Genomic DNA, 11,201 nt, shown 5'->3' with positions numbered 1-11,201 from the left:
CGCAGGAGGGCGGTCAGTGGCCGTGGCATGTCCTGGGACCCCGTGACGTGGCCTCGTGAACGAGCCACGGCATTGCCCGCCCCACGAGCCAAGGATTTCAATGAACGCCGTAACCACCGCCAATCTCGTCGGCATCACCGGCCTGGCGCGCCGCCTGGTCCAGGATGGCGCGCTGGATGAAGCTGCTGCCCGCGATGCGATGGCCAAGGCTACCGCCGCACGCCTGCCCCTCCCGACCTGGTTCGCGCAGAACAAGGTCGTGGGCGCCGCGCAGCTGGCCGCCGCCAATTCGGTCGAATTCGGCATGCCGCTGTTCGATGTGTCCACGTTCGACAGCAGCCAGAACGCCATTGCGCTGGTCAGCGAGGAGCTGCTGCGCAAGCACAACGTGCTGCCGCTGTTCAAACGCGGTGGCCGCCTGTTCGTCGGCACCAGCAACCCGACCCATTCGCTGGATGAGATCAAGTTCCACACCAACCTGGTGGTCGAGCCGATCCTCATCGACGAGGACCAGATCCGCCGCACGCTGGAGCAGTGGCAGGCCAAGCATGACACCATGTCCGACGCGCTCGGTGGCGATGACGAGGGCATGGCCAACCTCGACGTCAGCGGTGGCGACGAGGATCTCGCTGGCAGCAGCGACAGTGGCATCGACGCCAAGGGCGACGACACCCCGGTGGTCAAGTTCGTCAACAAGGTGCTGGTCGATGCGATCCGCAAGGGCGCTTCGGACATCCACTTCGAACCCTACGAAGATGACTACCGCGTGCGCCTGCGCATCGACGGCCTGCTGAAGATGGTCGCGCGCGCGCCGGTGAAGTTGAACCAGCGCATCGCCGCGCGCCTGAAGGTGATGGCGCAGCTGGACATCGCCGAGAAGCGCGTGCCGCAGGACGGACGCATCAAGCTGAACCTGTCCAAGACCAAGCAGATCGACTTCCGCGTCAGCACGCTGCCGACCCTGTTCGGCGAAAAGGTGGTGCTGCGTATCCTGGATGGCAGCGCGGCCAAGCTGGGCATCGACAAGCTGGGTTACGAGCCGGAGCAGCAGAAGCTGTTCCTGGAGGCGATCCACAAGCCCTACGGCATGGTCCTGGTGACCGGCCCGACCGGTTCGGGCAAGACGGTGTCGCTGTATACCGCGCTGGGCATCCTCAACGACGAGACCCGCAACATCTCCACCGCCGAAGATCCGGTGGAAATCCGCCTGCCCGGCGTCAACCAGGTGCAGCAGAACAACAAGCGCGGCATGACCTTCGCCGCCGCGCTGCGCTCGTTCCTGCGACAGGATCCGGACATCATCATGGTCGGCGAAATCCGCGACCTGGAAACGGCCGAGATCGCGATCAAGGCCGCGCAGACCGGCCACATGGTGCTGTCCACCCTGCATACCAACGACGCGCCGCAGACCATCGCGCGCCTGATGAACATGGGCATCGCGCCGTACAACATCACCAGTTCGGTCACCCTGGTGATCGCCCAGCGCCTGGCGCGCCGCCTGTGCAGCAACTGCAAGCGTCCGTCCACCCTGCCGGCGCACGCGCTGCTGGCCGAGGGCTTCACCCAGGAGCAGCTGGATGCGGGCATCGAGCTGTACGAAGCGGTGGGCTGCGATGAGTGCACCGAGGGCTACAAGGGCCGTACCGGTATCTACCAGGTGATGCCGATGACCGACGAGATCTCGACGATCATCCTGGCCGGTGGCAATGCCTTGCAGATCGCAGAGGCAGCGCAGGCGATCAAGGTGAACGACCTGCGCCAGTCCGCGCTGAAGAAGGCCGCAGCGGGCGTGACCAGCCTGGCCGAGATCAACCGCGTCACCAAGGATTGATCAGCGCCGAGGCATTGGGGTTGTAGCGCCCGAGCCCATGCTCGGGCGGCGGCGCAGCCGCCGAAGCAGCCGAGCGTGGGCTCGGCTCTACTCCATCCCGAGCTTCTTCAGCTTGTAGCGCAGCGCCCGGAAGGTGATGCCCAGCTGCGCGGCGGTGCGCGTCTTGTTCCAGCGGTTCTCTTCCAGCGCACGCTGGATGGCGCTGCGCTCTAGCTGCTCGATGTAGGAGGGCAGGGCGGCACTGCCAGGCTGCAGGTCGACCACGGCCTCGGGCGCGGCAGGGCCTCCGGCGGCGCGCGGGGCGTGCTGCGGCAGGCGCAGGTCATCGGCACCGATACGGTCTTCCTCGGCCAGGGCCAGGGCGCGCTCGAGGATGTTCTCCAGTTCGCGCACATTGCCCGGGAAGCCGTAGTGGGACAGCGCGTCCAGCGCCGAGGGCGCCAGCAGCGGAGTGGCACGGCCGTGGCTGCGGGCCAGCCGGGCCAGGATCGAACCGGCCAGGTCCGGCAGGTCCTGGCGGCGCTCGCGCAGCGGCGGCACCTTCAGTTCGATGACGTTGATGCGGTAGTAGAGGTCATGGCGGAAGCGCCCGTCCTCGACCAGTTCGGCCAGGTCCTTGTGGGTGGCCGAAAGAATGCGCACGTCCACCGGTTCCTCGTTGGCCGCACCCAGTGCACGCACCGATTTTTCCTGGATGGCGCGCAGCAGCTTGACCTGCATCTGCAGGGGCAGCTCGGCCACTTCATCCAGGAACAGGGTGCCGCCGTGTGCCGCCTGGAACAGGCCGGGCTTGTCGGCGTGGGCACCGGTGAAGCTGCCCTTGCGGTGGCCGAAGAACTCGCTTTCCATCAGCTCGGTGGGGATGGCGCCGCAGTTGACCGGAATGAAAGGGCCCGAGGCGCGTGCGCCCTGCGCATGGATGGTGCGCGCGACCAGCTCCTTGCCCACCCCGGATTCGCCCAGGATGTAGACCGGCGCCTGGCTGCGGGCAACCTTGCCGATGGTGGTGCGCAGCACGTCCATCGCCGGCGAACTGCCGAGCAGGCGCGCGGCCTGTTCGGTGGCCGCCGCGGCGACCGGCCGCTCGCTGTTGTTGAGTTCCAGGGCGTGCTTGACCAGGCCCCGCAGGACGCTGATGTCCACCGGCTTGCTGACGAAGTCGAAGGCGCCGGCTTTCAGCGCTTCCACGGCCAGGTCCATGCTGCCGAAGGCGGTGATCATCGCCACCGGCGTACGTGGGTAGTGGTGGGCGATCTCGCTCACCAGTTCGATGCCGTTGCCGTCGGGCAGCCGCATGTCGGTGATGCACAGGTCGTAGGGGTTGCTGGCCAGCAGTTCGCGGGCTTCGGCGAGGTTGGCGGCGGTGCTGATGCGCAGGCCCATGCGGCCAAGGGTCAGCACCAGCAGTTCGCGGATGTCGCGTTCATCGTCGACGACGAGGGCGCTGCGGGTTTCGTTCATGGGCAGGGAAGATAAACGACGGGGGCTGGAAGCGACAAATGTTTGACGCGGCGGATCACTGCGGAATCAATGCATGCGGGCCGGGCAGGACCAGGCGGAAACAGGAACCACCCGCCGGCACGGGGATGTAGTCCAGCCGTGCCTGGTTGGCGCGGCACAGCTCGCGGGCGATGTACAGGCCCAGGCCGGTGCCGTGTTCGGAGGTGGTGAAGAACGGGCGGAACAGCTGCGCGGCCACGGCCTCGGGAATGCCGGGACCACGGTCCATCACATCGATCACCGCGCTGCGCTCGTGCTGGGCCACGCGCAGGCGCACGCGCGCCGGCTGCTCGCCCACGCGGCCGTACTTCAGCGCGTTGTGCACCAGCACGGTCAGCACCTGGTACAGGTGGCGGGTATCGACCAGGGCCGGGACCGAGGTGTCGTTGATGATCGGCTCGATGCTGTCCGTTTCCAGGGTCTGGCCCTGCTTGTACTCCAGCACGAAGCGGCGCACGAAGGCGGCCAGGTCGACGTTCTCGGGCGTGGCGCGCTCGCGCCGGGCCAGGCCCAGCACGCTTTCCACGATGCCGTTGGTGCGCTGGCACTGCTGGTGGATGATCTGCAGCAGGCGGCGGTCGCTTTCATTGAAACCGGTGCCTTCCTCCAGCAGCTGCACGGCGTAGTTGATGGCTGCCAGCGGGTTGCGGATCTCGTGCGCCAGGCTGGCCGAGAAGCGGCCCATCGCCGAAAGGGTGAGCGATTCGGCGCGGCGCGAGACCACGCTGGAGTCGTCCAGGAAGACCAGGGCCAGCTCGCTGCCGGCCAGCAGGCGGGCAAAGCGCGGCTGCACCTCGGGCTGGTCCGGGTTGAGCTGCAGCGGCAGTTCGTCCTGGGTCCAGCCGTTGCGCCAGCGGTTCAGGCGCCGGGCCAGTTCGGGCGCGATGCTGGCCAGGTCCAGCTGGCCGGTCTCGCCCACGCCGTCGTTGTCACCCAGCAGCAGGGAGGCGGCCTCGTTGGCCAGGGTGATCCGGTTGTCGCCATCGACGACGATCACCCCGGTGCGCATGCGGCGGATGATCAGCTCGTTGATCTGGAACAGGTTGGCCACTTCATCGCCGCGCTGGTTGGCCAGCTGCTGGTTGCGGCGGGCGCGGCTGCCCACCTGGTAACTGATGAAGGCCAAGGCCAGGTAGCTGGTGGCGAACATGGCCAGTTCGGCCAGGGTACGGGTGGGGTCGCCGCCCTCCACCACCTTCCACAGGTACTCGGCGGCGGTGGCGGCGCTGGCGGCCAGGGCCAGCGCCAGGCCCCAGCTGAGGGGCAGCAGGGTGGCCGCCGCGGCGATGTTGAACAGCAGCGACATGGAGATGCCGGCGCTGGCACCGGGCAGGGCGTGGGCCAGCAGGCTGGCCGCGACGATGTCCAGCAGCACGCCGGTGACCACGATCGGCAGCAGCCAACGCTCGCTGCGGCCGACCAGCAGGAGCAGCAGGGACAGGACCAGGTAGGTGGCCCCGACCAGGTAGGCCAGGCGGGGGTGGTGCGCTTCGCCGACGAGCATGGACAGCGGGCTGTACAGCAGCGCGGCGATGACCGAAGCGATCAGCACGCGGTACAGCGCGAAGAAGTACAGCTCGCGCCGGGGAATCGATTCGATGCGGTCGATCAATGAAGCGCTGGGTGACACGCCGGAACTCCCCTTCTGGCTGCCTGGATCTGGTTGTGACGGCGTTGGTGCTGCAGCGTACCCGACGTTCCCCCGATCGTCGGACCCGCGGCGGGGTAGAGTCGAGCTTGCTCGACTGTCGTTCTCTGTAGAGTCGAGCTTGCTCGACTGCTCCAAGCATCAGTCGAGCAAGCTCGACTCTACGGCCCAAGTATAGGCCGGTGGAAGCGGTTTCCTGCGCAATCGGCCCACACCGGGCCCGGGCGGGCCGCCCCCGGGGCGGCGCAACTGCCTGAATGAACGTGGAAATCTGGCCGGGTCTGGCCGTTCGTCCCGGGTTCTTTGCGCCCCGGCGCTGGCTCGGCCACAATAGTGGGCCCGCCGCGGTCCATGCCGGCGCCCCGCCGGGGCCCCTGAGGAATTGCGTGCGGTCGTTCCTATTCCCACGGTGACGCATGAATTTCCACGAATACCAGTCAAAACAGCTGCTTGCCGAGTACGGCATCCCGGTCCCGGCCGGCAAGGTCGCGGCGACCCCGGACGAAGCAGTCGAAGCTGCCAACTCCCTGGGCCAGGGCCCCTGGATGGTCAAGGCGCAGATCCACGCTGGCGGCCGCGGCAAGGCTGGCGGCGTCAAGTTCTGCAAGACCACTGACGACGTGAAGGCCGCTGCGGCCAAGATGCTCGGCACCAAGATGGCCACCTACCAGACCGCAGGCGTCGAACTGCCGGTCAACCTGGTGCTGGTGACCACCGCCGGCGAGATCGTCAAGGAACTGTACCTGTCGGTGCTGGTTGACCGTGGCACCAAGACCATCACCTACATCGCTTCTTCGGAAGGCGGCGTGGAGATCGAGCAGGTCGCTGCTGAAACCCCGGAGCTGATCCACTCGCTGAACGTCGACTTCGTCGAAGGCGTGCAGGGTTACCACGGCCGTGATTTCGGCTTCAAGCTGGGCCTGACCGCCAAGCAGGCCGGCCAGTTCGCCAGCATCATGGTGAACCTGTACCGCCTGTTCAACGAAAAGGACCTGGCCTTGGTTGAAATCAACCCGCTGGCCATCCTGGACGACGGCAACCTGTACGCGCTGGACGGCAAGTTCGACAGCGACGACAACGCCGCCTTCCGCCAGAAGGCCCTGGTCGCCATGCGCGACAAGACCCAGGAAGATCCGACCGAAGTGATCGCTTCGGAGCTGGACATCAACTACGTCACCATGGACGGCAACATCGGCTGCATGGTGAACGGCGCCGGCCTGGCCATGGCCACCATGGACGTCATCAAGCTCAACGGCGGCGAGCCGGCGAACTTCCTGGACGTGGGCGGCGGTGCGAACAAGCAGCGTGTCATCGAAGCCTTCAAGCTGATCCTGTCCTCGGACAAGGTCGAAGGCATCTTCGTCAACATCTTCGGCGGCATCGTCCGCTGCGACATGATTGCCGAAGGCATCATTGCCGCCGTGAAGGAAGTGGGCGTCAAGGTTCCGGTCGTGGTGCGCCTGGAAGGCACCAACGTGGAAGAAGGCAAGCAGCTGCTGCGTGACAGCGGCATGGCCATCATCCCGGCTGACAACATCAACGATGGCGCCAAGAAGATCGTTGAAGCTGTCAAGAACGCCGCCTGATACCGACACCAAGGAATTCCAATGTCTGTTTTGATCAACAAGAACACCAAGGTGATCGTGCAGGGCTTCACCGGCCAGCAAGGCACCTTCCACGCCACTCAGATGATCGAGTACGGCACCCAGGTCGTCGGCGGCGTGACCCCGGGCAAGGGTGGCACCACCCATATCGACCTGCCGGTCTTCAACACCGTTGCCGACGCCGTGCAGAGCACCGGCGCCAACGCTTCGGTCATCTACGTGCCGCCGCCGTATGCGGCTGACGCGATCCTGGAAGCCGCTGCTGCCGGCATCTCGGTCATCGTCTGCATCACCGAAGGCATCCCGGTGCTGGACATGCTGCGCGTCAAGAACGTGCTGACCCGTGCCCACCCGGACACCGTGCTGATCGGGCCGAACTGCCCGGGCGTCATCACCCCGGGTGAGTGCAAGATCGGCATCATGCCGGGCCACATCCACAAGCCGGGCAAGATCGGCATCGTGTCGCGTTCGGGCACCCTGACCTATGAAGCGGTCAAGCAGACCACCGAAGTCGGCCTGGGCCAGTCCACCTGCATCGGCATCGGTGGTGACCCGATCAACGGCCTGAACTTCGTCGACTGCCTGAAGCTGTTCAACGAAGACCCGCAGACCGAAGGCATCATCATGGTCGGCGAAATCGGCGGCGACGCTGAAGAAGCCGGTGCCGAGTACATCAAGAACCACGTGAAGAAGCCGGTCGTCGGTTTCATCGCCGGTGCGTCGGCTCCGGCCGGCAAGCGCATGGGCCACGCCGGTGCGATCGCCTCGGGCGGCAAGGGCACTGCAGAAGGCAAGTTCGCCGCAATGGAAGCTGCCGGTGTTGTCACCGTCCGCTCGCCGGGCGACCTGGGCGCTGCCATCGCCAAGCTGGTCAAGTAAGCGACCCGCCCATGTGTTGATTGAAGGCCCGCATCCGTGCGGGCCTTCTTTTTGGACAGGAGCAACTGCGTGGAATTTCGAAAGGAAATCGAGGGTCTGCGCGGCGTCGCCGTGCTGCTGGTGGTGCTGGCACACGCGGGCGTTCCGGGGTTCGCAGGCGGGTACATCGGCGTCGATGTCTTCTTCGTCATTTCCGGCTATCTCATCACCGGGCGCCTGGCACAGGAGCGGGCGGACACCGGCGATATCAGCCTGATGGCCTTCTACGCACGACGCGCGCGCCGCCTGCTGGCGCCGTTGGCGGTCCTGCTGCTGGTGGTCGCGGCATGCACGGTGCACCTGCTGCCGATGTCCGCCTGGCAGCTGCAGCTGGACAGTCTTGGCTGGGCCGCCTTGTGGGCCTCCAACGTCTTCTTCTCCAATGCATCGTTCGGCTACTTCAGTGAAGGGGCCGATACCAGCCTGCTGCTGCACACCTGGTCACTGGGAGTAGAAGAACAGTTCTATCTGATCTGGCCTGCCGTGGTGCTGCTGCTCTGGCGCTGGCGGGGCAGGAACGCCCTGGTCGTGGGCTGCTGGCTGCTTGTCTTCGCCGGTTTTGCTGCGGCAGTGGTTGCCGCTGAGTACGCGTCGGTGTCTGCCTATTACCAGATGCCTTTCCGCCTGTGGCAGTTGGCTGCCGGCGCAGCCGTACAGCTGACCTTTGCTGCACGGCATGGGCTGGCGCGATTCACGGTCCTCTTCCACGTGCTCGGCGCGGCTCTGCTGGCGGTATCGGCCGTCTTCTTCGTGCCTGAGTGGATCAGCTACCCGGGGGCCTGGGCCCTGCTGCCGACGCTGGGCGCGTCGTTGCTGCTGCTCGGGGGCAGGGATGTGCTGCTGCAGGCACGGCCGCTGCGCTGGTTCGGTCGCATTTCCTACAGCCTGTACCTCTGGCATTGGCCGGCGATTACGCTGGCTGTTGCGTGCCTGGGCACATCGCCGGCAATTCGCGCGGGCGCCGCGATTGCCAGCATTCCCCTGGCCTGGTTGAGCTGGCGATGCATCGAAACGCCGGTACTGCGCCGACCCATTGGTGATGGGCGGGCATGGGTTGCCGTATTTCTTACGACTGCTGCGGTTTTTGCCGGTACCGCCCATTGGAGCTCGTGGCAGATCGCGAAGATCGAGCTCAGCGCGAAGCAACCTGCGGTGTTGCGTACCGTGGCCCTTCCGGCACTGTATTCCGATCCCTCCTGTGATGAGTTCTACTCCGCTTCGCGCGTGGTGCCCTGCAGGCTCGTCAGCCAGGCGGAACCCGGCCGGCCACGGGTCATCCTGGCTGGCGACAGCGTCGCGGCGCAGTGGTCCACGGCGCTGTCCGCGATTGCCGTCGCGCGCGGCTGGGACCTGACGGTCATCACCAAATCATCCTGCCCGATGGTCGATCAGTCCTTCGTCTACGCGCCCATCAAGCGGCGTTATGTGGAGTGCGAGCAGTGGCGCGACGGTCTGGTGGAGTACCTGCACGCACATCCCGCCGATCTGCTGCTGTTGGGCTCGTCCGCGGCGTATGGCTTCTCGCCGCAGGAATGGGAACAGGGCGGCAGCCGCCTGCTTGCGCGAGTGGCATCCACGGCGGACCAGGTGCTGGTGCTGGCGCCGACACCGTTGCTGCCGTTCAATGCTTCGCAATGCATCCAGTCGGTCTTTTCGATGAACACGGCGGCGACGGCGGCCGATGATTCCTGCAGCGCGGCGCTGGCTGATGTCCGCCCGGACGAAGTGACGTCGAGGATCGGCGCGGCGGTGGCAACGCAGCCCAACGCCCGGTTGATCGAGGTTGCCGATCTGGTCTGCCCTGATGGCCTGTGCCGCGCGGAGCAGGGCGGGGTGATGCACTACCGGGATGGCCAGCATCTCAACGCCGCCTATGTACTTTCACTGGCGCCGGCGCTGGGCGATGCCCTGGATGCGGCGACAGGGCATCCTGCCGGGAAATAGGACCGTCCACCGGGGGCCGCAGGGCAGGGTGAGGCGGTGCCCGTCAGGCAGGCGGCGCTACAATGGCCGCATTGCAACCACAGGCTGGATTCCCATGGCTTCGATCCGCATCGCGATGGCGCAGTTCGATTTCCCGGTCGGCGATGTCGCCGGCAACACCGAGCGCATCATCGAGATGATCGGCCAGGCGCGCGAGGAGTACGGCGCCGAGCTGGTGATGTTCCCCGAGCTCGCGGTCAGCGGCTATCCGCCGGAAGACCTGCTGCTGCGCCCGGGCTTCCTGTACGAGTGCGAACAGGCCATGGGCCGCATCGCTGCTGCCTGCCGTGGCATCACGGCCGTGGTCGGCTGGCCGCAGGCCGCCGGTGCGGTGGTCTACAACGCCGCCAGCGTGCTGCGCGACGGCCTGGTCGAGCGCACCTACCGCAAGCGCGAGCTGCCCAACTATGCGGTGTTCGACGAGCGCCGTTACTTCGACGTGGATCCGGACGGCGGCAGCTGCGTGTTCGACGTGAACGGCGTGCCGGTCGGCCTGCTGATCTGCGAGGACCTGTGGTTCGCCGAGCCGCTGGCCGACACGGTGCGCGAGGGCGCGCAGCTGGTGGTGGTCCCCAACGCTTCGCCGTACGAGCGGGGAAAGCACGCCCAGCGTGACGCCGTGCTGGCCGCGCGCACCCGCGAGAGCGGTGCAGCGATTGCCTACCTCAACGTGGTCGGTGGCCAGGATGCGCTGGTGTTTGACGGCGCCTCCGTGGTGGCCGATGGCGACGGCACGGTGCATCCGGCGGCCGCCGCCTTTGTCGACCAGTGGCTGGTGGTGGACTACGACGGCGAAACCCGCCGCTTCCTGCCGCATGTGTGGATGGACGATGGCGACGAGAGCATGGATGCGCTGGCATGGCGCGCAGTGACCCGCGGCATCCAGGACTACTGTGGCAAGAACGGCTTCAAGAAGGTGTGGCTGGGCCTGTCCGGCGGCATCGATTCGGCCCTGGTGCTGGCCCTGGCGGTCGACGCGATGGGAGCGGAGAACGTCACCGCCGTGCGCCTGCCGTCGCGCTATACCGCTGGCCTGTCCAACGACCTGGCGGCCGAGCAGTGCCAGGCACTGGGCGTGAAGCTGGAGGCGGTCTCCATCGAGCCGGCCTTCAAGGGCCTGATGGAGTCGCTGGCGCCGATGTTCGAGGGCACCACGCCGGACGTGACCGAGGAGAACCTGCAGTCGCGCAGCCGTGGCGTGATCCTGATGGCGCTGGCCAACAAGTTCGGCGGCCTGCTGCTGACCACCGGCAACAAGAGCGAGTATGCGGTCGGTTACGCCACCATCTACGGTGACATGTGCGGCGGCTACGCGCCGCTGAAGGACCTGTACAAGACGGAGGTGTTCGGCCTGTCCAAGTGGCGCAACACCGTGGGCGGCGCGCCGGTGATCCCGCCGGCGGTGATCAGCCGCCCGCCGTCGGCCGAGCTGCGCGACAACCAGCTGGACCAGGATTCGCTGCCGGCCTATGACGTGCTGGACGGCATCCTGTACCGCTACGTGGACCAGGAGCAGTCGCGCACGGAGATCGTGGCGGCAGGCTACGACGCGGCCGTGGTGGACCGCGTGCTGCGTCTGGTGCGCATCAGCGAGTGGAAGCGGCACCAGGCGGCACCGGGCCCGAAGGTTTCGCGCCGGGCGTTCGGCCGCGAGCGCCGGTACCCGATCAGCAACGGCTACAAGAGCTGATCGGCGGTCGCCGGGCATGGCCCGGCG

At 66.6% G+C, this 11,201-nt stretch carries 7 protein-coding genes; 5 read left to right on the top strand and 2 right to left on the bottom strand.

The genetic code is table 11. The features are described from left to right. Nucleotides 1-100: 100 nt before the first annotated feature. Complete coding sequence (gene pilB, locus QMZ26_RS16230) at nt 101-1,831, top strand: type IV-A pilus assembly ATPase PilB (protein WP_079222942.1); 1,731 nt, start codon at nt 101-103, stop codon at nt 1,829-1,831. Between the two features lie 87 nt (nt 1,832-1,918). On the opposite strand, the gene QMZ26_RS16225 is transcribed toward pilB, so the two are convergent. After that, nucleotides 1,919-3,292, bottom strand: a complete 1,374-nt coding sequence (locus QMZ26_RS16225; RefSeq protein WP_079222941.1) for a sigma-54 dependent transcriptional regulator — start codon at nt 3,290-3,292, stop codon at nt 1,919-1,921. 55 nt (nt 3,293-3,347) lie between these two features. Continuing rightward, nucleotides 3,348-4,961: an ATP-binding protein gene (locus QMZ26_RS16220; protein WP_200732142.1), complete on the bottom strand. Its 1,614-nt coding sequence runs from the start codon at nt 4,959-4,961 to the stop codon at nt 3,348-3,350. Nucleotides 4,962-5,395: 434 nt separating this feature from the next. Between QMZ26_RS16220 and sucC the strand changes: the two genes are divergently transcribed. From sucC to QMZ26_RS16200, 4 genes are all read left to right on the top strand, one after another. Further along, nucleotides 5,396-6,565, top strand: coding sequence for an ADP-forming succinate--CoA ligase subunit beta (gene sucC / locus QMZ26_RS16215; protein WP_079222939.1), 1,170 nt, complete (start codon nt 5,396-5,398; stop codon nt 6,563-6,565). Nucleotides 6,566-6,586: 21 nt separating this feature from the next. Next, nucleotides 6,587-7,462 (top strand): succinate--CoA ligase subunit alpha, encoded by an 876-nt coding sequence (gene sucD, locus QMZ26_RS16210; protein WP_108760494.1) that lies wholly within the window; start codon nt 6,587-6,589, stop codon nt 7,460-7,462. A 69-nt stretch (nt 7,463-7,531) separates the two neighbouring features. After that, complete coding sequence (locus tag QMZ26_RS16205; RefSeq protein ID WP_283222052.1) at nt 7,532-9,445, top strand: acyltransferase family protein; 1,914 nt, start codon at nt 7,532-7,534, stop codon at nt 9,443-9,445. A 94-nt stretch (nt 9,446-9,539) separates the two neighbouring features. Then, on the top strand, nt 9,540-11,174 hold the full coding sequence (locus QMZ26_RS16200; protein WP_079222933.1) for an NAD+ synthase: 1,635 nt from the start codon (nt 9,540-9,542) through the stop codon (nt 11,172-11,174). The last annotated feature ends 27 nt before the right edge of the window (nt 11,175-11,201 follow it).

The sequence above is a fragment of the Stenotrophomonas sp. PFBMAA-4 genome, assembly GCF_030053215.1.
In the GTDB taxonomy this organism is placed as follows: domain Bacteria; phylum Pseudomonadota; class Gammaproteobacteria; order Xanthomonadales; family Xanthomonadaceae; genus Stenotrophomonas.
This window is presented reverse-complemented; position numbering and strand designations above follow the sequence as displayed.

Bases quoted from the DNA above. Each gene is read 5' to 3' on its own strand.
- pilB (WP_079222942.1), top strand. From the start codon at position 101: ATGAACGCCGTAACCACCGCCAATCTCGTCGGCATCACCGGCCTGGCG.
- sucD (WP_108760494.1), top strand. From the start codon at position 6,587: ATGTCTGTTTTGATCAACAAGAACACCAAGGTGATCGTGCAGGGCTTC.
- QMZ26_RS16200 (WP_079222933.1), top strand. From the start codon at position 9,540: ATGGCTTCGATCCGCATCGCGATGGCGCAGTTCGATTTCCCGGTCGGC.
- sucC (WP_079222939.1), top strand. From the start codon at position 5,396: ATGAATTTCCACGAATACCAGTCAAAACAGCTGCTTGCCGAGTACGGC.
- QMZ26_RS16225 (WP_079222941.1), bottom strand. From the start codon at position 3,292: ATGAACGAAACCCGCAGCGCCCTCGTCGTCGACGATGAACGCGACATC.